This is a genomic window from Exiguobacterium sp. S3 (assembly GCF_018617295.1).
GTDB classification, from domain to species: domain Bacteria; phylum Bacillota; class Bacilli; order Exiguobacteriales; family Exiguobacteriaceae; genus Exiguobacterium; species Exiguobacterium profundum.
Genome location: NZ_JACSJW010000001.1, coordinates 155,274 through 173,830, shown reverse-complemented (window position 1 = coordinate 173,830; position 18,557 = coordinate 155,274). Strand labels below are relative to the sequence as shown.

23 protein-coding genes and 2 riboswitches are annotated in these 18,557 nt (G+C 48.3%); of the genes, 11 read left to right on the top strand and 12 right to left on the bottom strand.

Annotated elements, in window-relative coordinates:
* Positions 1 to 229 precede the first annotated feature (229 nt).
* The 4 genes from KNO65_RS15755 to KNO65_RS00965 all read right to left on the bottom strand — a co-directional run bounded on the left by KNO65_RS15755 (position 230) and on the right by KNO65_RS00965 (position 2,257).
* A complete protein-coding gene (locus KNO65_RS15755) occupies positions 230 to 361 on the bottom strand; it encodes a hypothetical protein (RefSeq protein WP_255344469.1) in 132 nt (43 codons plus the stop codon).
* Positions 362 to 733: 372 nt separating this feature from the next.
* Positions 734 to 1,258, bottom strand: coding sequence for a DM13 domain-containing protein (locus KNO65_RS00975; protein ID WP_214781238.1), 525 nt, complete (start codon positions 1,256 to 1,258; stop codon positions 734 to 736).
* Positions 1,259 to 1,359: 101 nt separating this feature from the next.
* Positions 1,360 to 1,884: a peptide-methionine (S)-S-oxide reductase MsrA gene (msrA, locus tag KNO65_RS00970; protein WP_214781236.1), complete on the bottom strand. Its 525-nt coding sequence runs from the start codon at positions 1,882 to 1,884 to the stop codon at positions 1,360 to 1,362.
* 67 nt (positions 1,885 to 1,951) lie between these two features.
* Positions 1,952 to 2,051: riboswitch (SAM riboswitch) on the bottom strand.
* A 44-nt stretch (positions 2,052 to 2,095) separates the two neighbouring features.
* Positions 2,096 to 2,257: a hypothetical protein gene (locus KNO65_RS00965; RefSeq protein ID WP_168169845.1), complete on the bottom strand. Its 162-nt coding sequence runs from the start codon at positions 2,255 to 2,257 to the stop codon at positions 2,096 to 2,098.
* A 113-nt stretch (positions 2,258 to 2,370) separates the two neighbouring features.
* Here KNO65_RS00965 and KNO65_RS00960 point away from each other — a divergent pair, with 113 nt between their 5' ends.
* Entirely contained in the window at positions 2,371 to 3,777 is a 1,407-nt protein-coding gene (locus tag KNO65_RS00960; protein ID WP_214781234.1) for an amidase family protein, read from the top strand.
* Positions 3,778 to 3,842: 65 nt separating this feature from the next.
* Positions 3,843 to 4,904, top strand: coding sequence for a dual-specificity RNA methyltransferase RlmN (gene rlmN, locus KNO65_RS00955; RefSeq protein ID WP_031423599.1), 1,062 nt, complete (start codon positions 3,843 to 3,845; stop codon positions 4,902 to 4,904).
* 477 nt (positions 4,905 to 5,381) lie between these two features.
* Here the strand turns inward: rlmN and KNO65_RS00950 are convergent, their stop codons facing one another.
* The 3 genes from KNO65_RS00950 to KNO65_RS00940 form a co-directional block, all read right to left on the bottom strand.
* Positions 5,382 to 5,696 carry a hypothetical protein gene (locus tag KNO65_RS00950; RefSeq protein WP_214781232.1) on the bottom strand — a complete coding sequence of 105 codons (315 nt, stop codon included), beginning with the start codon at positions 5,694 to 5,696 and terminating at the stop codon, positions 5,382 to 5,384.
* Positions 5,697 to 5,996: a hypothetical protein gene (locus tag KNO65_RS00945; RefSeq protein ID WP_214781231.1), complete on the bottom strand. Its 300-nt coding sequence runs from the start codon at positions 5,994 to 5,996 to the stop codon at positions 5,697 to 5,699.
* Between the two features lie 657 nt (positions 5,997 to 6,653).
* Positions 6,654 to 7,262, bottom strand: a complete 609-nt coding sequence (locus KNO65_RS00940; RefSeq protein ID WP_308162645.1) for a class I SAM-dependent methyltransferase — start codon at positions 7,260 to 7,262, stop codon at positions 6,654 to 6,656.
* A 139-nt stretch (positions 7,263 to 7,401) separates the two neighbouring features.
* Here KNO65_RS00940 and KNO65_RS00935 point away from each other — a divergent pair, with 139 nt between their 5' ends.
* The 7 genes from KNO65_RS00935 to KNO65_RS00905 all read left to right on the top strand — a co-directional run bounded on the left by KNO65_RS00935 (position 7,402) and on the right by KNO65_RS00905 (position 13,325).
* A complete protein-coding gene (locus KNO65_RS00935) occupies positions 7,402 to 8,283 on the top strand; it encodes an SMP-30/gluconolactonase/LRE family protein (protein WP_214781229.1) in 882 nt (293 codons plus the stop codon).
* A gap of 12 nt (positions 8,284 to 8,295) precedes the next feature.
* On the top strand, positions 8,296 to 8,562 hold the full coding sequence (locus tag KNO65_RS00930; RefSeq protein ID WP_012726390.1) for a hypothetical protein: 267 nt from the start codon (positions 8,296 to 8,298) through the stop codon (positions 8,560 to 8,562).
* Between the two features lie 110 nt (positions 8,563 to 8,672).
* Positions 8,673 to 9,872 carry a GTP-binding protein gene (locus tag KNO65_RS00925; protein WP_012726389.1) on the top strand — a complete coding sequence of 400 codons (1,200 nt, stop codon included), beginning with the start codon at positions 8,673 to 8,675 and terminating at the stop codon, positions 9,870 to 9,872.
* Positions 9,873 to 9,931: 59 nt separating this feature from the next.
* Positions 9,932 to 10,032, top strand: a riboswitch (TPP riboswitch).
* A gap of 82 nt (positions 10,033 to 10,114) precedes the next feature.
* Positions 10,115 to 10,705 carry a Ykof family thiamine-binding protein gene (locus KNO65_RS00920; RefSeq protein WP_214781227.1) on the top strand — a complete coding sequence of 197 codons (591 nt, stop codon included), beginning with the start codon at positions 10,115 to 10,117 and terminating at the stop codon, positions 10,703 to 10,705.
* Entirely contained in the window at positions 10,698 to 11,273 is a 576-nt protein-coding gene (locus tag KNO65_RS00915) for an ECF transporter S component (protein ID WP_012726387.1), read from the top strand. The genes KNO65_RS00920 and KNO65_RS00915 overlap by 8 nt, the downstream gene beginning before the upstream one ends.
* Complete coding sequence (locus KNO65_RS00910) at positions 11,239 to 12,609, top strand: ABC transporter ATP-binding protein (RefSeq protein ID WP_251131643.1); 1,371 nt, start codon at positions 11,239 to 11,241, stop codon at positions 12,607 to 12,609. Before KNO65_RS00915 ends, KNO65_RS00910 begins: the two co-directional genes overlap by 35 nt.
* Positions 12,591 to 13,325, top strand: a complete 735-nt coding sequence (locus KNO65_RS00905; protein ID WP_214781222.1) for an energy-coupling factor transporter transmembrane component T family protein — start codon at positions 12,591 to 12,593, stop codon at positions 13,323 to 13,325. Before KNO65_RS00910 ends, KNO65_RS00905 begins: the two co-directional genes overlap by 19 nt.
* Positions 13,326 to 13,334: 9 nt before the next feature.
* Here the strand turns inward: KNO65_RS00905 and KNO65_RS00900 are convergent, their stop codons facing one another.
* Both KNO65_RS00900 and KNO65_RS00895 read right to left on the bottom strand, forming a co-directional pair.
* Complete coding sequence (locus KNO65_RS00900) at positions 13,335 to 13,922, bottom strand: DUF1643 domain-containing protein (protein WP_012726384.1); 588 nt, start codon at positions 13,920 to 13,922, stop codon at positions 13,335 to 13,337.
* Between the two features lie 28 nt (positions 13,923 to 13,950).
* Positions 13,951 to 14,634, bottom strand: a complete 684-nt coding sequence (locus KNO65_RS00895; RefSeq protein WP_230872907.1) for a lytic transglycosylase domain-containing protein — start codon at positions 14,632 to 14,634, stop codon at positions 13,951 to 13,953.
* Positions 14,635 to 14,720: 86 nt separating this feature from the next.
* On the opposite strand from KNO65_RS00895, the gene KNO65_RS00890 reads away from it, so the two are divergent.
* On the top strand, positions 14,721 to 15,416 hold the full coding sequence (locus KNO65_RS00890) for a CPBP family intramembrane glutamic endopeptidase (protein WP_214781220.1): 696 nt from the start codon (positions 14,721 to 14,723) through the stop codon (positions 15,414 to 15,416).
* Here the strand turns inward: KNO65_RS00890 and KNO65_RS00885 are convergent.
* Positions 15,349 to 16,272, bottom strand: coding sequence for an alpha/beta hydrolase (locus KNO65_RS00885; RefSeq protein WP_214781218.1), 924 nt, complete (start codon positions 16,270 to 16,272; stop codon positions 15,349 to 15,351). The two genes, KNO65_RS00890 and KNO65_RS00885, sit on opposite strands and share 68 nt — an antisense overlap.
* A 180-nt stretch (positions 16,273 to 16,452) precedes the next feature.
* On the opposite strand from KNO65_RS00885, the gene KNO65_RS00880 reads away from it, so the two are divergent.
* Positions 16,453 to 16,860 (top strand): hypothetical protein, encoded by a 408-nt coding sequence (locus KNO65_RS00880; protein ID WP_214781216.1) that lies wholly within the window; start codon positions 16,453 to 16,455, stop codon positions 16,858 to 16,860.
* Here KNO65_RS00880 and KNO65_RS00875 read toward each other — a convergent pair.
* Together KNO65_RS00875 and KNO65_RS00870 are read right to left on the bottom strand one after the other, a co-directional pair.
* Entirely contained in the window at positions 16,811 to 17,488 is a 678-nt protein-coding gene (locus tag KNO65_RS00875) for an ABC transporter ATP-binding protein (protein ID WP_214781215.1), read from the bottom strand. The two genes, KNO65_RS00880 and KNO65_RS00875, sit on opposite strands and share 50 nt — an antisense overlap.
* Positions 17,485 to 18,498 (bottom strand): ABC transporter permease, encoded by a 1,014-nt coding sequence (locus KNO65_RS00870; RefSeq protein WP_214781214.1) that lies wholly within the window; start codon positions 18,496 to 18,498, stop codon positions 17,485 to 17,487. The genes KNO65_RS00875 and KNO65_RS00870 overlap by 4 nt, the downstream gene beginning before the upstream one ends.
* Positions 18,499 to 18,557: the final 59 nt, after the last annotated feature.

Genomic DNA, 18,557 nt, shown 5'->3' with positions numbered 1-18,557 from the left:
TAGTGTTTCGAGATTGGCTCTCCGTTCTTCGTTCTTCTTCATCTTGGCCATCGCATCAGATTCCTTCATTTAGCAAGTCAGTGACAGACTTGTAGTATCCATAAATTAGTTCAGTTCACATTCGAGTTGTGGCGATGTTTCTGGGATGTCGAGTAACAGCCATGCCCGTTCGAAATTAATGGGAAGCAAGACTATCTCGCAATACGAAATATCATTTAATAGATGATGGTCAGATACGGATATCCGGATGTTGTACAGTTTTCCATAGATAAGAACCGTGACGGTTTTCGGCTGAAGCGTCAGCAGTTGTCCCATCGTGAACGGACGGACGAGTGGTCACATAAGATTCATCTGCTCTCATAAGTTAGTGTGTCCTTCTATTGCTTTTGGTACTCAATGGGTTCCCGCACGACACTTGCTTATTGATTAAGTCATCGACATGATGGGAAATTTGTGTACTGATTGAGCGTCGGACCGAATTTTTGATGGGTTCGCTATTCTCATTCATATGTTGCACTTTCGCCAGTTTACGCATCTAAAAGAGTATAGCGTTGCGGAACGAGTTGACGTCCAGCGGAGGATATTCTGATTCTCTTGCGCAAACTTGAAGGTGTCGCGGACGGCGAAACGCTTTGCATATACGCAATTGAAGATTGATGATTGTTTTATATTATTTCAGCCGATTTCAAATGAAAAGAGGGTGGCCGATTCATTCAGCCACCCTTCAGTCTGTTCATTCACTTGATCCAGTCAGTTCTCCCGTCCCGAACGTCGCGCTGAACGCACGGCACCAGATGACGACGGTGTTGTACTCTTCTAGATTCACATCAGTAGGGATCAAATAGTTTTGATTCCCGATGTTCCCTCTTAGCGCCCCTAGACTGACGCCTTCGGTCGTCTCCTGTCCTGGTTTCGTCAAATAGACGAATAAATCAGGACCGTTTGTCGTCTCAAATTCTTCAAATCGAAGGTACGTCCCGTCTTCTGCCTCGACCGAGCGGATTGTGCCGGTCGTCTTATAATTTTTCTCCCCGTCCATGAACACACCCGCTACTTCGGTTGGACTCGGTTGTGCTTCCGGTGTCTCGGACGTCTCTTGATCTGATTCCTCTTCCTCTGGAGCTGGTGATTCGACTGCTGTCTGCGGCAATCCTTCATCGACCGTCTCGGTTAAGAATAGTGGGGAGATGAGCCACCAGGCAACAGTGATTACGGCTACGCCAATCACACCGATGATGAGTTTCATGCTTGTTTTCATATATGAGTCCTCCTTTTCGGATGTATGAACGGTTATTTCCCAATTCCCGATTAATGTGCTAATTAAAAGACGCGAATGCTAACATTCGCGTCTGATGACCGTTATACGGTTTCCGTCCAGTTTTCCTCGATGAACTCGTCGCGTCCCGAGATGGCCCGGTCCTCCTTATAATGCTTCGGATTCTTTTTATGATAATCCTGATGGTAGTCTTCTGCAGCGAAGAACGTCGTCGCCGGAATGATTTTCGTGACGATCGGAGCCGTGAATCGACCACTTGCCGCCAACACATCGCGACTCGCATCAGCCGCGACTCGTTGTTCTTCGGTGTGATAGAAGATGGCTGGGGCATACTGAGGTCCCCGGTCTTGGAATTGACCACCATCGTCCGTCGGGTCTGTCTGAATCCAATACAGCTCAAGAAGACGCTCATATGAGAAAAGAGATGGATCATATGTGATTTGAACGACCTCGAGGTGCCCCGTCGTCCCTGTTTTCACTTGTTCATATGTTGGATTGTCGACCTGTCCGCCCATATAGCCGGACACGATTCCTTCAAGCCCTGGTAATTCTTCAAATGGTGTCACCATGCACCAAAAACAGCCGCCTGCGAATGTTGCTTTTTCCATACTGTCGTTCCCTCCAAATCGTCATTCAACAAAAAAGCGCTCACGTCGGATGACATGAGCGCTTTCGTCATATCGTCCAAGGTTTCCCTTGCTGGTCGTAGCACCTTGCCTAAGGCAGGTTGCTGTGAAGTCGCGGAGCCAGGTCTCTCGTTCACTCTTGATATCGATATGTAGTTGGTGAGAGCATCATACCACCCTCAAAATACATTCGTCAATGATTCGGTTTTCGTTTCAACTGAAAAACCGTCAAGACGATGATGAATCCAATCAACCCGATGGAAATGAGCGTACCATACGGCACATTCTCCCCGTATAGCTGTAAGAAAAATAGACCGAATACGGCAAGCAACACAAAGACATAGGAGCGTGTCATTGGGACCTCCTGTTTTTTCTTAAGTGTATCAAGAACACATCGACTTGGCGATACGAAAAGGAAATCAGACGTAGAGCACGAATAAAGGGGGAGAGGTAAAGGAGGAATGTAGGATGGAACAAATCCAATTACATGAACTGACGATTGAAGGTGCGCATCGTGGGTATAAAGAAGGACAATTCACGGCGAGAGACGTGACCGCCTACTATTTAGGACGGATTGCGACGTATAATGAACGACTTCACGCCGTCATTCAAGTCAATCCGGACGCGCTGTTCGAGGCAGAGGCAGCAGACCGGGCCTACCGAAAAGGGGTACGCAAACCGCTACTCGGCATTCCCGTCTTAATCAAAGACAATATCGAGACGAACGGTCTGATGCGAACGACTGCAGGTGCTGCCGCGATGCGACATCATTTCGCCGCTCGAGATGCCGAGCTCGTCAAACGGTTGCGGGCTGACGGGGCCATCATCCTTGGCAAAGCGAACCTGTCCGAGTGGGCGAACTTTTTAACGGAAAATATGCCGAACGGCTGGAGTGCCGTCGGTGGACAGACGATGAACCCATACGGCGACGGGTTGGATGTCGGTGGATCAAGCTCAGGGTCGGCTTCGGCGGTCGCGGCAAACCTCACGCTTCTCGCAGTCGGGTCTGAGACGAGCGGTTCAATCGTCCATCCGAGTGTCCATAACAGCATTGTCGGGATCAAACCGACCGTCGGATTGATCAGTCGCTCCGGAATCATCCCGATTTCACGTTCTCAAGATACGGCGGGACCGATGGCGCGTACGCTTCGTGATGCGGTCATCGCCTTACAATCGATGTGCGGTGAGGATGAATCGGATCCCGCGACTCTCGAGACACCGGTCGGTCCCCCATACGTGACATGTCTCGATGTGAGGCAGGCGGTTGGGATGCGCGTCGGGTTCGTCAAACCGGACATTTCTGAAGAAGAAGTCGGATTGTACGAAGGCGCGCTCCGATTGCTACGGCAAGCCGAGGTCGAACTCGTCGAGGTCACGCTACCAAAGCATGAGGCGCTAGAACAGGCGGACATCCTGTTCGACGAATTCAAGCTCGGGGTCGAGGCGTATCTTGCCATCACGACCGTGCCGTTTAAAACGCTTTCCGATTTGATCGAGTGGAACTCGGAACATCCTGAATCGATTCCGCACGGTCAGACCATCTTTGAAGAAGCGAACGTCAAATCTGGAAAACTGACTGAAGCGAACTATCTCAACCGTCGCATCGAGGACGTCCGTCTCGCCAAAACGGAAGGGATTGACACATTGCTTGCGTCACATAAACTGGACGCACTCGTGCTGCCACATGACATGAACTATGACATGGCTGCAAAAGCAGGTCATCCGACGATTACAATCCCATATCAATTGAAAAAGAGCGGTGCCCCATTCGGTCTCTCGTTCACGGGGACGAGCTATGCGGAGCGTGATTTAATCCGAGTCGCTTATGCGTTCGAACAGTTCGTCACACGACCGACGCCTCCAGATTATTCGTAAGTTGCACCCGTCTCTCACGTCCGCTACAATGGTACGTATGCGGATTAGAGAAAGGACAGATTACAATGAAATCATCTATATACGGGTTGACGTTCGATCAACTCACAAACGAGTGTACGGAAGCGGGATACGGTGCCTTCCACGCACGTCAAGTTTGGGACTCGCTCTACATCGACCGGGTCAAATCGATGGACGACCTCAACGTACGTGATGAGGTGCGTGATTACTTAACAGAGAAATATGTCATCTCGACACAAGAACTGTTCGTCAAACAAGAAGCGGGCGACGGGACGGTCAAATTCTTACTTAAATTACATGACGGGCACTACATCGAGACGGTGCTCATGCGTCACAAATACGGACGTTCGGTCTGTGTGACGACTCAGGTCGGTTGTAACATCGGCTGTAGTTTCTGTGCGAGCGGCTTGTTGAAAAAGACGCGTGACTTGACGGCGGGTGAGGTCGTCGAGCAGATCATGACCGTCCAACACTTCCTCGATGAAGAGGGTGAAGGGGACCGCGTCAGCCATATCGTCGTTATGGGAATCGGTGAACCGTTCGATAACTTCGACAACTTGGTCGACTTCTTGCGTGTCGTCAAAGATGAGCGTGGACTTGCTATTGCTCCGCGTAAAATCAACGTGTCGACGAGTGGTCTCGCGGATAAGATCTACAAGTTCGCAGACCTCGACTTACGCATCAACTTGGCGCTCTCTCTACATGCGCCAAACGATGAATTACGTACTCGCATCATGAAAATCAACCGGGCGTTCCCGCTTGATAAACTCATGCCGTCGATTCGCTATTACGTCGAGAAGACGAACAAACGAATCACCTTCGAGTATATCCTGCTCTCGAAAGTGAACGATTTGCCGGAACATGCGGAAGAACTCGCCGACTTGATCGAAGACATCAAAGACAAGTCGTACGTCAACTTGATTCCATATAACCCGGTCAACGAGCACATCCAATATGAGCGAAGCACGCCTGAGGACATCATGGCGTTCTACGATATCTTGAAAAAACGTGGCGTCAACACTGGTGTCCGTCTCGAGCACGGGACAGACATCGATGCGGCATGCGGACAACTCCGCAGTAAGCATATGAACGTCGAAGGCGCGAAGTAAAAAAATGGCCACTCCGGGAGATTGAACTGAACCCTGAATGATAGACACTTGATAAAAAGTGCTCATTCAGGGTTTTTGACGTTTCCCTTTTTGGTCGAGCACGGTCGTGGCAAGTCGATTCGTTTCGAATAGATCTAACGATAGATGGTGGAGAAGATAATTTGTTCCGGCGACCAGGTCGCTCGCAGCTTCCCGATGATTGCCCGGCGCGTCTTGTCGTCGAGCTTCGTCGTTGTGTCACAATTGGCCTTCGACTTCTCGTAGCGGCCCCGTCTTGAGATGGACCAGATGGACATTCCGAGCTTCACATAGGTCTCTACTTCACACGTTTTATTGTGGTAAGGTGGTGTGGCTCATGAGATTTCCTATGTCTGAATATTTGTGTGGTAATTTCATTCGACACAAGGAAAGCGTCAAGGTTTTTTGTGTTCACTTTTGGCCGTTGCACTTAATTTTATAATTCATCATAAGTAAAACTTAACCCCACCACATGGCAACGACAAAGAATGACCAACTAACAACAAACGGGGCCGAAATAAATCCAATCATGATAAATCCCTGATACTGTATATAGTTAGAGTCTTTTATCTTAAAAACTATACGAAACATCAAGAACATGATGAAACTTAACAAATATAATATCCATCCTAAGATGCTCAACCCTGTTAGATAGTAAATCGGATAGATATCAACAATGTGATCACTTAAAAAGTAGGCGATCCCTTGACCGAAAACACACAATATTGTTGCTGTTAAAAGGCTGATAACCAATAAAAAGTAAGGATTCTTCATTCACTTTCCTCCTTTATTTTTCTTCTTGTTTTTTACCTGATACAGTATAAAATCTAGAGTTAAACCGTAAAACAATCCGATTATCACTCGAAGAAGATAGCCTCCCCACAAAATTTCGTCAGCTGATTCATCAAATATAAAACTTCGAAATGTTTCACTGTAAACCATATGATATAGGATTGGATCTAATCCGAAGAAAAAGAATAATAGGCCTTTATCATCCTGGTCGGTAAAATTCAAATAACAAACAAATATAGAGACTAACACAAACCAAAAACTAAATGTTTTAATAATTTTCAAGGAAATACCCCCTTCTCTTTTCAGCTTGCACTATTGATAAGTGTAATTTTACACCATAGTTGTAATTTTACCAATACCAAATATTGTGAAAATCCTAATGAATATTCACCAACAATTTTCCATAATGATGATCTAATTTATCTCAATGGCACTTTCATTAAAACAATCAATAATTTATGAAGAATAAGTGTTTTTCTTTGTTTTGTGTTTAAGAAAGATAGCATTCATTCCTATTAAATTTTTAAAAAGTCGAAAAAAACATTAAAAGTACTAAGTACAAACGAACCAATAAAAAAAGTACTAAGTACAAACGAACCAATAAATTTATAAAATGAAAAACTCTTGTAACTAGATAATTTTCAAAAGTTATTATGAACGGATTAGAGCGCCGGATATTCGCCATTGTCGTTTGCCCAAGGTAATAGATCTATATGCGGAAACACATTACATCTATATGATTGCGAAGGATACGTGATAAATGACTAGCCTTCTTTGCTTTGTGACACTCCTATACAGAATTGTTTCCAGCAACGAACACAAACAGCGGAATATAAAAGAGATGACCCCGGAGCAATACCGGAGCCATCTGATTGCCGTATAGAATTCGAGTTACTCAGTCCATAAAACTGGGCTCGTTTAAACGAAAAGGCCGTTCGTTTACCGTTTTTGCCCGACATATTGAATCACAGCAGATTCGCCGTGATGAAGCGTGCCTTCTTCTCGCCAGACGACCGTCTCATGTAAGACGAGCGGTACGAAATCGTCCTCTAGTTGGTGGAACATCTCTTCGGTGTAAAGAAGTGAGGCGTCGTTTGGTCCACCTGTCCCGTAAGCGAGTTGATGTGTAGAGTAGACTTCACTCAGGAACAAACCACCAGGTCGAAGTGTTTGTTGGATACCCGTAAACACCTTTTCTCTGACGTGTGGAGGAAAGTGGCCAAAGATACAGATGACCATGTCATACGCCTTGTTTGGCCAATCGGCTTCATTCAAGTCGATCTGTTTCGTCTGAATGGACACGTTTCGTGACGTCGCCAATCGTTTCGCTTTGTCGATCCCTGCTATAGAAACGTCCCATATCTCGACTTCAAAGCCGAGCGTGGCGAGCCACACCGCGTTTCGACCTTCGCCCTCCGCGATGGCCAATACACGTTTTCTTTCAGGTTGATGAGACGTGACCCATTCGCGTAAAAATTCGTTTGGCTCTGTCCCATACACATACTCTTCCGAACTAAATCGTTCATCCCATTTCGACAAGCCATTCACTCCCTCGCTACGTTTCTTTCACTATAGCAAAACGAACGGACGACGGTGAAAATCCAACACGATTTTCTGGATTCATGCATAGTCCCAATGCGAGAGGGGAATAGATTTCTGAACTAATGGATAGAGTGGAGGCTAAGTGATGGAGAAAGTAGATGCGTCGTTGTGGATTCGTGTACGAAATACGCTTGGTGAAGGTCCGTGTTGGGATGCCGAGCTGAAGCGGTTTTATTGGGTAGATATCGAAGGCCATACATTGTGGTGGTATGACGAACGTGAGGATGAAATCTCGTCGTTTGAAGTCGGGAAACAAGTCGGTTTCGTCATTCCGAAAGTGACGGATGGCGTTGTCCTTGGTTTGAAGGACGGCATTTATGAGTGGGATGAGATCAATCGGGACTTGAAGAAGATTGTCGAGTTGGATGATCCGGACGGTCAATTGCGGTTCAATGACGGAAAAGCCGATCCATACGGTCGAATCTTCGCCGGAACACTTCATCTCGAAGACAAAGAGAATCAAGCGACATTGTATCGTGTCGATCGGGATGGTACGACGACGACACTCATGGATGAGCTCACACTTTCGAACGGGTTGACGTGGTGTCCTGACCATTCCGTTTTTTATCATATCGATACACCGACTGAAACGATTCGCCAATATGATTTCGATTTGAAGGCGGGTACGTTATCAAATGGAAAGGTCGTCATCGATTTTGCGGACGAGGATGGCTTCCCGGATGGTATGACATCAGATACGGAAGGATGTTTATGGATTGCGCATTACGCCGGAGGTAAAGTATCTCACTGGAATCCATCAACCGGTGAAAAGCTGTTAGAAGTTCACGTTCCTGCACCGAATGTCACATCCTGCGCCTTCATCGGGGATGGGCTCAATCGATTGGCCATCACGACGGCTCGTGAGGGGATGGATGAGGAAGCGTTAGCCGAATATCCGGATGCTGGATCGGTATTTATCATCGATACAGAGGTGAAAGGGATGCCGCTTTATCGCTTTGGGCGTTGAGGAGGACATGCAATGGTGAAACGACTGTTAGTTCGAGCGGGTATTGGGTTGGCAGTTGCGGCAGCGGTCAAGATGGGGATTCAAAAGTTGCAAGAAAATCGAGCGCGGGAAGAAGATCATTCTTATCTCGACCCAAAATGGGACGAGGTGCCGAGTGTCGATTCTGACAAGGACGAGGATGAGGTCGGGTTGACGCAACTCGACTCCATCTATCGGGCGGAGTGGCAAGCGAACGCCTATCCACGCTCGGAAGCAGAACGAAAAGCGTTGGAAGAATAAGAGCATGTTTTTCAAAACACGTCCGTATGGCGTGTTTTTTGTTGACAAATCGAATCAGTCATTTCAATATATAAAAAGTAATGATTACGATTTAATGGAGGTTCATCAATATGAAACGAATTCCAATTACAGTACTCTCGGGTTATCTTGGTAGCGGAAAGACGACACTGCTCAACCACATCTTACATAACCGGGAAGATAAAAAATATGCGGTCATCGTGAACGATATGAGCGAGTTGAACATCGATGAGAAATTGATTGAACAGGGTGGTTTCTCCCGTACCGATGAAAAATTAGTCGAACTCTCGAACGGGTGCATCTGTTGTACCCTACGTGAGGATTTGCTGACAGCGGTCTATGAGTTGACAAAGGATCGCGACCTCGATGGCATCATCATCGAGTCTTCTGGTATCTCTGAACCGATTCCCGTTGCGCAGACATTCACGTATGCCGATGATGCGCTCGGAATCGATTTGACGAGCCGTGTCTATATCGATGCGATGGTCACTGTCGTCGATGCGTACCGTTTCTTCAAAGATTTCAATTCTGGTGAATCGCTCATGGAACGTCAACAAGCCGTCGATACAGGAGATGTCCGTGAAGTCGTCGACCTACTCGTCGATCAAGTCGAATTTGCGGATATCATCGTGTTGAATAAGGCAGACCGGGTGTCTGAAGCGGAACTGCAGGAGATGAAGGGGCTACTTAAGACACTCAACCCAAGCGCCCGATTATTGACTTCAACGTACTCCGACGTTGCGTTAGACGATCTACTCGATGTCCAGTTGTTCGATTTCGATCAGGCGATGCGTGCGGCGGGATGGATTCAAGAACTTGAGGCAGAAGAACATACGCCGGAAACGGAAGAGTATGGCATCAGCTCGTTCGTCTACCGTCGTCGTCGACCGTTCCACCCTGAGCGTTTGATGAATTGGATGGAGCATTACCCTGAAGAAATCGTCCGCGCCAAAGGCTTCTTGTGGATCGCGTCACGGAACGACCTTGCCTGTCTCTTCTCCCAGGCCGGATACGCATCGACGCTCGAACATGCCGGTCGTTGGTTAGCGACCCTTCCCGAGAGTGAACGAGAGGCCATGTTCTCCTCAGAACCGGAACTGCGCGAGGACTACATCGAGCCGTACGGAGACCGACAGAACGAATTGGTCCTTATCGGTCAACGGATGGACCGGGATGCGGTCGAGCAATCACTTGACGCCTGTTTGTTGACGGATGAGGAGATGGTAGCGGAGTGGGATTCGTTCCATGACCCACTTCCTGGTACTGGCCAACTCGTCACCTATTCAGATTGACCGTTTACAAACTGACGAAACATCGCTATACTGTGACTGCATAAGTAACCGCATATCAATGACTGCACTAGGGGTGCTTCGGCTGAGATGTGAGCATGGCTCCGATCCCTTATAACTCGATCCAGGTAATACTGGCGTGAGGAAGTGCGGCACTTTCTCTATGCAAGTTTGTATAGATTTTGTTGCTGCATTCTCATGAATGCGGCTTTTTTTATGCAAACACATATAGAGGGGGAAACAAGATGAATGAATCATGTGGCACGAGTCCGATTGTAGGATTTCGCTTCACGCTTAGCCCGATGACAGATGACTTTGTCGGGACGATCAAAGGGGCATTGAAAGGAACGAATATGACGGGTGTGTGGCGACATACGGATGACGTGTCGACCGTGATCCGAGGTCGCGCCGAGCACGTGTTCGACGTCGCACGGACCGTCTTAAGCCTGGCTTCGGAGGAAGGACGCCATGTCTCGATGAGCGGAACCTTCTCTGTCGGATGTCCGGGAGATTCGGCAGGGGATGAGGTGCTCGAGGCACCACCACAACCACTGAATGGAATTTCAAGAGAACAGTATGTCTCGTCACAGTTCGCGCTTTATCCGATGGGGGCGGAGAACTATATGGATCTCATCTATGAAGAAATCGAGCAAGCGAAACAGGCGGGTGTCTATAATGACTCCATGCACTACGCGTCAGGCATTCATGGGAACTTGGATGATGTGTTCTCGTATTACGAGTCGGCGTTCAACCGGACACGCGAGAAGAATCGACACGTAGTCATGACGGTGACGTTCAGTGTGAACAGTCCGTCACATGGAGGACAACATGCTTAAATCGTGGAAATTGAAAGAGGTCGTCCTCGTCTCCGTATTGTCTGTCGTCTTTGCCGTCGTCTACTTATTGTTTGTTCATATCGGGAACTTATGGGCAGGGTTGATTGGACCGATCGCCTATGAATGGATTTTCGGTATCTGGTTCATCGTGTCAATCATCTCGGCGTATATCATTCGGAAGCCAGGTGCGGCCTTCATCTCGGAGGTGATGGCAGCGACGATTGAAATGTTGATTGGGAATGCGATCGGACCGCGCATCATCTTGGTCGGCATCGTCCAAGGTCTTGGGGCGGAAGCAGTCTTTGCGATGACAGGTTATCGTCGATACGAGCTTTGGGTTCTCATGCTTGCTGGATTTGGCTCGGCCGTCACGAGTTTCGTGTACACTTACTTCATGAGCGGATTTGCGATGCTTGAACCAGGATATGTAGCGACGATGTTCGGGCTGCGGGCGGTCAGTGGCATGGTCATCGCAGGAATCGGTGGGAAGTTGCTCAGTGACCTGTTGCTCAAGACGGGGTCGCTTCGTGGCTATGCGATCGCTCGGAGTGGGAACGTCCATGGTTGAAACAGAATCGCTTTCATTCCGATTCCCCGAAAGTCTGGACACCATCTTAAAAGATGTGTCACTATCCATAAAACCTGGACGCACGATTTTGACAGGAGCGAGCGGAAGCGGGAAGTCGACTCTGCTCGCGCTGTTAAATCGTCTCTATCCAGAGAATTGTGATGGAATCCTGGAAGGCAGACTCGAACTACTGGGATGCTCTCACGACGACTACGCACCAGGCGAGATCAATCAGCGGGTCGGGACGGTATTCCAAGACCCGGACACGCAGTTCGTGATGGAACGGGTGGAAGAGGAACTCGTCTTCACACTCGAAAATTTGCGGACGCCGGTCGAGGTCATCGATCAGCGCGTGACGGAGATTCTCGAGTCACTCCAACTGACCGATTACCGAAATCGTCACATCGATTCCTTGTCAGGAGGGGAGAAACAGCGGATCGCCGTCGCTTGCGCTATGGTCGGACAACCGGAATGGTTGCTTCTCGATGAGCCGTTGACACACCTTGATCCAGTGACCGCGAATCGATTTGTCGACTGGCTCGATCACTTGGACAACGTGAACGTCATCGTTGTCGAACATCGCGCGCACTTGTGGGGAGACTTTTTTGATTGGCACATCGAACTCGATCAAGGACGGATTGTACGGAACAAGCCGTTTCAACCGGTCGATGATTTTTCATTCACACGATCGTCATTGCCACGACAAGCAGTCGAACACTATGTGGTCGACGAGGTGCAGCGTGACACATTTCGATTAAAAGGACTGACCCTAAAAGCTCGGATCGGGGAAGTGATTGCCATATTAGGACCAAATGGGAGTGGAAAGTCGACGTTTTTACGAAGTTTGACGGAGTCTGATCGCCGGGTCGGACTCGTCCCTCAATCTCCGGAACACTTATTTTTCATGAACTCGGTCGAGCAAGAGCTACAGTTTGGTCATGAGGAATCGATTGATAACGTACTAAAGGAGCTATCCCTCGAGGATAAACGAGTCCTCCATCCATTGTCACTCAGTCATGGACAGAAGCGACGACTCGCCGTCGGGATCCAGTTACTCTCCGACAAACAGTTGCTTGCCTTCGATGAACCGACGGCTGGCCAAGATGAACCATCACTCCATGCACTAGAGATTTTGATGAAGCGACATGCGGCAAAGGGACAGACGATCCTGTTCGTGACCCATGACTTATCGTTCGCCAATATCGCCCATACGTTCTATTTGATGAAGGATGGGGAACTCTCAGGACCATTCGGGGATGAGCTTTGGGAGGACACGGAGAGACTTCGTCATTATCGACTAGCGGGAGGACGACAACGATGTCACTCCATGATATGAATCCGACAATCAAGTTCGGGACGATGACAATCATCATGTTCGGGCTTGCCTTGTTTTATAACCCTTGGACCCCGCTCGTCATCATCGTCGGTACGTTGACGATTCAATTGCTGGCGACGGACGTGTGCTGGAAGAAGTGGAGCCTGTTTTTGATTCCTTTTCTCGTCACGGCGCTCGGGACGTTTTGGACGACACTCGTGTTTGGGAAGGAGCTCGGGGGCGAGACGTGGGTAACCCTTCTCGGTCAAGATATCTCAAAAGAAGAGGCGCGCGTCGCTACGTCTCTTAGTCTCCGTGTATTGGCGTTCACCGTATTGTCGCTCCTCTTCATGTTGACGACCGATTCGAAACGTTTCGTCATGAGTTTGATGCAACAGGCGAGGCTTTCACCGACGATTGCCTACAGCGCGCTCGTCGGATTCCGCTTCCTTCCGTTGATGCAACGGGAGATGTATCAGCTTCAATACGCGCATCGTCTTCGCGGCGTTCCGCTCGATACGAAATGGGAACGGATTCGTCATGTACCGAAACTCCTTCTCCCGCTGTTGGCAGGTTCGATCCGACGTGCGGAACGGGTCGCCTTCTCTATGGAGGCGAGGGGTTTCACGAGTGGGAAACGGACCGTCTATGAGCGGATTGACGTCAAACCGTCCGATTACATATGGTCCGGTATATTCTTCACACTGTTTGGCCTTTCCATTTGGATCGGCATATGAAAAGACGACTCACGGAGAGTCGTCTTTTTTCGTTTCTTTCACGATGCGAAACTTCGGTTTGACCGATTCGTTGTTGAACGCCTCGAGAACGGTATTCTCGTTTGCCATTCGAATCTGTTGTGGCTCGCCTTTTGCTGTCGTACCGATGCAATACATGTTCGCTTCATAATCCGCAAAGAGCGATTTGTAAGATGTCGCGTGGTGCATCAAGCGACCTGGAGACCCCCAACCGACGATGATCATCCCGCCGCTTGCTTCTACCTCTTGTAACGTCTCTTCGACGTAATGGTAGTTCGTCTCATCGAGTTGAGACTCCACGTATGGAAGGTTGTCATTGATGGCGAGTGTCGGGACGAGACTGATGACCCGCATTTCTCGAATCGGTTGTGACAAATGATTTTGCATCAACATATAAGCACGCTGTGTCGTCGTGCCAGACAAAAAGGCATCGCTCATCCGCGGCGAGTAAATAATGACGGCGCATATGACGCCATCCTCCACATCGGTGAACTCATACGTTCGCATATAGCGTTTCGTTTTATCTTCATTGAAGATTGATTTGACGCGGATGGTTACTTCTTCTACATGCGTGTTCATTTCCATTCCTCACTTTTTCATGTAAGCATCAGCCGAGCGATTTAAACCACTCGACATATCGAATCGTGTAATAAGCAACTCGTTGACTAAGCGTATCACGCTCATCAGGCATGAACGTCACGCTTGATTCATAGTTCTCGAAGTACGTCATGACATCATTGACATATTGCTCACTTCGATTGTATTCGAAGATAGCGTTTCGGACGGATGTGACTGAATCTGTCTTTTTTCCACCGTGTTCACTTAAATAATACGCCGCCGTGTGCGCAGAATCAACTAGACTATGTGGGTCAGCTTTTCCATCGCCGTTCCCGTCGCGACCGAGTCCGCCATACTGTTCAATCAAGGCAAGGTCCGTCAAATCCACTTCGTCTTCTGGGACATCGCCTTTTTGGTCATCGGTATCATATTCCCAACCGAGCCAAGTACGGGGCATGAATTGAAAAGGTCCGATCGCGCCGACAGACGAACGCATCGACGAACTGTGTGAGAAGATGGTCTCTACACGGTGAACGGCAGCCAGTAGGCGCCAGTCCACGTCATATGTTTCAGCAGCGTCTTGATAGACGGCCAGATGTGTGTTCGGAACACCGTTCTCTCCATAATAGGTTCGATACAATCCATTGTTCACTTTATCATGTTGACCGAGCCAGCCGACTGCCCCGAGCAAAAGCACGAGCACAATAATGAAACCGGTCAGTCGCAGCATCATACGTTTCAAGATACCGCCTCCTAGCTTTTAGACAATACCCGAATAGTGTAGCATATAGCTAAGAGGAAGGACAGGAGTGGATATGGATGCTTGAACGTTTGATTTTTACAGCCATTATCGGCTACATGCTGATCGTTCAAATCTTCAATGCCAAATTGATTCGTCCCTTGATTGAAACGAGAGGACGGGCATGGGTATATGAACAAACCGTGAAATCGGCATGGGGGCTGACCTTGTTGATTGTTGCCCTCATCTTTTTATTTCAAGTACCGCCATCAGAAGTCGGATTGAGGTTCGGACCAGAAGCGGGGAACGAACAGGCATGGCAAGTCTTTTACTTGTCATGCATCCTAGTCACCGTGACACTCGTCTTTTATCTGTTGGTCAAAACATCAGCACGTCTCCGACATGTGTTACGCCCTTACTATGAGCTCGATTTAGAGAAGATGCTACTACCCCGGACAAAAGCAGAAGAACAGGCTTGGAACGCCGTCTCGGTCACGGCTGGCGTGACCGAGGAATTCATATTCAGAGGAGTCCTGCTATACACGATTTCCCTCTATATCGAGGTGCCGGATGTGACTCTCGCCTTAATCGGGGGCGCCCTTTTCGGTATGGCCCACGCCTATCAAGGGATAAAGGGAGTCTTCACGACAGGGATCGTTGGATTCGGACTAGGTATCCTCTATTTAGGGATGGGTGTCCTTTGGCCGGTCATGGTGTTACATGTGCTACTTGATTTGATTGCCGGTCCAATCCATGTCGATGCAAAAAGCGAGTGACCGCCTCCTCATACGCAGGAGCGTCCTTGATCATGCAATCGGTATGTTCTGCGCCATCAATCAATACCAAGTCGTTCTTCCGGTTCAATGCATTCATTTCGACCGACATCCACGTCGGGACGAAATCATCTTTTGAACCATGTACGAATAGGATTGGGGTCGTCGTTTCCGTGACGGCCTTTTTTGGTTGGACTTGTCTCATCGTGAACCCGGCACGAGACCAAAGGAAATAGTCGATTCCCGGTAAAATGAGCTCGGCTGGGATGTGGTGTAACTCTCTCAGTTGATAACGCATCAATTGTTTCATATCGTCAAACGGACATTCTGCGATGACGAAGTCGACGTTCGTGAGCGGAGTCGTCTGCAAGACGGTGGCCGCTCCCATCGAGACGCCGTGAAGCCCGACTTGATCGACTGTTTCCTCTGTCTTCAACCAGTCCACCCAGTCGATCATATCGACTTTTTCATGGAAACCATATGAGGCATAAATTCCTTCGGACTCCCCGTGTGAACGTAAATCGACGGCAAGCAGGTTAAAGCCGAGACGATGGAACATGGCGAGGTGAGGGGCCATGAAACTATGTGATGCGGTATATCCATGTACGAACACAATCCATTTTGTTGACCCCTCATTCCGATAGATACGCCCGTAGAGGCGGTACTCATCACGAGATTGAATCGAGACATGCTCGAACGGTACGTCATGATAAAAGTTGCGATCTTCGTCCGAATATGGAGCGAGTAACATCTCCGGAGTCTTTCGTTTGCCCCGCGTCATTCGTTTGAAGGCATAGTAGCTGACCGCGTAGTAGCCTGTGAAAAGTGATGCCAATCCAATTTTCCATTTTCGTTGCATTAATACCGACTCCTTTCAACGTTATTGTACCCGAAACGAATCGATACGGTCCTGTTTTCTTATATAAGGAGAGGGCATACAGAACATAATCGTGTGAATATCAGGAATCAAGGCACATGGAAAGGCATGATCTTGAACGATACGATGGAGTGACAACAGCAGGAGGGTGGGGACATCTATATGGAGAGGTCAAAGATCTATCGAATGATACAAATGGTGTTGAGCGACAGAAAGGGGATGCTTGAACGGGGAGTAACGTTCTCGTGGACGATTGAAGGAGATGAACGAATCATCGGACTCGTATTTGATGTTATTCTCGACCGTTATTTTCTATATAATCAAACAAGCCTCCTCACCGAGGTACAAGAGATTGCGCGTCTAGTCGAATGTCGACCAGAGGAAATCGTTCGCGCACTCTCCTGTCTTTCGGGGATTCGACTCGAATCGAATCATATCATCGAACGATTGATGAACATCGAAGAGGCGACCATTTCGGAGAACGGATCAATCCTTGTCGCCATTCGCCTTGGAGGATGGCTCACTCATCAATTGCATCAAATTGGTCGTGATGCCCTTCTTCCTTGTTGAGCTCGGTCAAGGTACCGTCAATCACGCGAAGGACGCGATCACACACATCGAGCATGCGTTCATCATGTGTGATGACGACGACACGTCTCCCTTCTTCATGCGCTTGTTTGGCCAATAACGCCATCACACGGCGTCCATTCTCATAATCAAGACTCGCCGTCGGTTCATCTGCCAAAATGAGTTGCGGGGAGTTGATCAAGGCACGTGCGACGGCGACACGTTGCTTTTCACCTCCCGACAATGTCGACGGGAGATGATGCAGGCGGTGTCCTAAGCCGAGGTCGGTCAATAGTTGTTTCGCATCTATCTGTCTCTTCTCCTGAATCAGCTCAAGTTGCTCGAGCACCGTCAAGTAGGGAATCAGGTGGGCCTGCTGAAACACGAACCCGACTTCATGTAGACGTAACAGACGACGTTGTTCCTCATCTAATTCGAATACGTCCCGTTCGTTCATCAAAAATGCTCCTTGATCTGGTTTTCGCAATAGACCGAGGATATATAACAATGTACTCTTCCCGCTACCACTCGGACCGACGATGGCAACGCATTCCCCTGGCGATACATGTAACTCGATGTCATTCAATACGAGCTGACCGTCAAACTGATGTGATACATGGATTAACCTCATGATGCTTTTCCTCCTATGATTTCAATTGCGTCGACTTGACGTAGTTTCCATAACGGTAACAACGCGCCAAGAACAGATAAGAAAATGAACATGGATCCGAATAGCGCGACATGACCGAAGTCGACGAGAAACGGTAACGATGATGGAATCAACGCATCGACGACGTACATGAACCCGATCGATGTGGCGACTGCGGCAGATACGATGACGATGACCTGAAAGAGCAGTGCCCGTCCGATGATTCGAGGAGAGAGACCGATTGCCTTCAGAATTCCGAGTTCAGGTAACTTTTGAAGCGTGAACAAATAAAAGAATGCGGTCAAAATAAACGTTCCGATCACGAGTAGAAAAGCACGCATCATCGTGAATGTGCTTTGCTCGGCACTATATCCAGGAACCGACTCAATCAAATCTTGTTGACTCATGACGAGCGGATTGGACATCGTGGATTCCGTTCCAATCTCAGCCGATACATATGGACGTTGTTCGGAGTAATCCAAATAATCGAACCACGTCTCGTTCGTCGTGTAAATCACCGGTCCATGACTGTAGCGTCCAGGCGCCTCACCGGCGATCGTAAAACGATATTCGGACGCAAAGTCGGTCAACGTGTCACCTGTTCCAAGCTGTTCTGAAAGACTTGGGTCAAACAAGACTTCACCTGTTTCTAGATAAGTACCTGGGCCAATATTACTTCCACTTGGAAGGGCGAATAGCGTGACCTCTTCTTTTTTTCCATCAATCGTGACCGTGAGCTGTCGGACGCTCATCGTTTCGTTTGAAGTATCCGCTGTGACGTCTATAAACGATCGTGTCAATTGACCTTCTGAGTCCGGATCAAGTTGATACGTCGTAGCATTCAATTCGTGCAAGGCAGAACCGTTATCATATGCGAGCCCGTCTGCTAGCCCTGTGATGAGTGTCGTCAACATGACAATCAATAATGTGATCACGAACAACATGGAAAACTTTCTTTTCTGTCTCCACATCTCTTTCCAACCTAACTGCATAAAAAAACCTCCTTCAAGTGCTGATGAAGGAAGTGTACGTAATCAATATGAACAGAATA

Coding starts and splice junctions, on each gene's coding strand:
- KNO65_RS15755 (WP_255344469.1), bottom strand. CDS start 361: ATGAGAGCAGATGAATCTTATGTGACCACTCGTCCGTCCGTTCACGAT.
- KNO65_RS00975 (WP_214781238.1), bottom strand. CDS start 1,258: ATGAAAACAAGCATGAAACTCATCATCGGTGTGATTGGCGTAGCCGTA.
- msrA (WP_214781236.1), bottom strand. CDS start 1,884: ATGGAAAAAGCAACATTCGCAGGCGGCTGTTTTTGGTGCATGGTGACA.
- KNO65_RS00965 (WP_168169845.1), bottom strand. CDS start 2,257: ATGACACGCTCCTATGTCTTTGTGTTGCTTGCCGTATTCGGTCTATTT.
- KNO65_RS00960 (WP_214781234.1), top strand. CDS start 2,371: ATGGAACAAATCCAATTACATGAACTGACGATTGAAGGTGCGCATCGT.
- rlmN (WP_031423599.1), top strand. CDS start 3,843: ATGAAATCATCTATATACGGGTTGACGTTCGATCAACTCACAAACGAG.
- KNO65_RS00950 (WP_214781232.1), bottom strand. CDS start 5,696: ATGAAGAATCCTTACTTTTTATTGGTTATCAGCCTTTTAACAGCAACA.
- KNO65_RS00935 (WP_214781229.1), top strand. CDS start 7,402: ATGGAGAAAGTAGATGCGTCGTTGTGGATTCGTGTACGAAATACGCTT.
- KNO65_RS00930 (WP_012726390.1), top strand. CDS start 8,296: ATGGTGAAACGACTGTTAGTTCGAGCGGGTATTGGGTTGGCAGTTGCG.
- KNO65_RS00925 (WP_012726389.1), top strand. CDS start 8,673: ATGAAACGAATTCCAATTACAGTACTCTCGGGTTATCTTGGTAGCGGA.
- KNO65_RS00920 (WP_214781227.1), top strand. CDS start 10,115: ATGAATGAATCATGTGGCACGAGTCCGATTGTAGGATTTCGCTTCACG.
- KNO65_RS00915 (WP_012726387.1), top strand. CDS start 10,698: ATGCTTAAATCGTGGAAATTGAAAGAGGTCGTCCTCGTCTCCGTATTG.
- KNO65_RS00910 (WP_251131643.1), top strand. CDS start 11,239: ATGCGATCGCTCGGAGTGGGAACGTCCATGGTTGAAACAGAATCGCTT.
- KNO65_RS00905 (WP_214781222.1), top strand. CDS start 12,591: ATGTCACTCCATGATATGAATCCGACAATCAAGTTCGGGACGATGACA.
- KNO65_RS00900 (WP_012726384.1), bottom strand. CDS start 13,922: ATGAACACGCATGTAGAAGAAGTAACCATCCGCGTCAAATCAATCTTC.
- KNO65_RS00895 (WP_230872907.1), bottom strand. CDS start 14,634: ATGATGCTGCGACTGACCGGTTTCATTATTGTGCTCGTGCTTTTGCTC.
- KNO65_RS00890 (WP_214781220.1), top strand. CDS start 14,721: ATGCTTGAACGTTTGATTTTTACAGCCATTATCGGCTACATGCTGATC.
- KNO65_RS00885 (WP_214781218.1), bottom strand. CDS start 16,272: ATGCAACGAAAATGGAAAATTGGATTGGCATCACTTTTCACAGGCTAC.
- KNO65_RS00880 (WP_214781216.1), top strand. CDS start 16,453: ATGGAGAGGTCAAAGATCTATCGAATGATACAAATGGTGTTGAGCGAC.
- KNO65_RS00875 (WP_214781215.1), bottom strand. CDS start 17,488: ATGAGGTTAATCCATGTATCACATCAGTTTGACGGTCAGCTCGTATTG.
- KNO65_RS00870 (WP_214781214.1), bottom strand. CDS start 18,498: ATGCAGTTAGGTTGGAAAGAGATGTGGAGACAGAAAAGAAAGTTTTCC.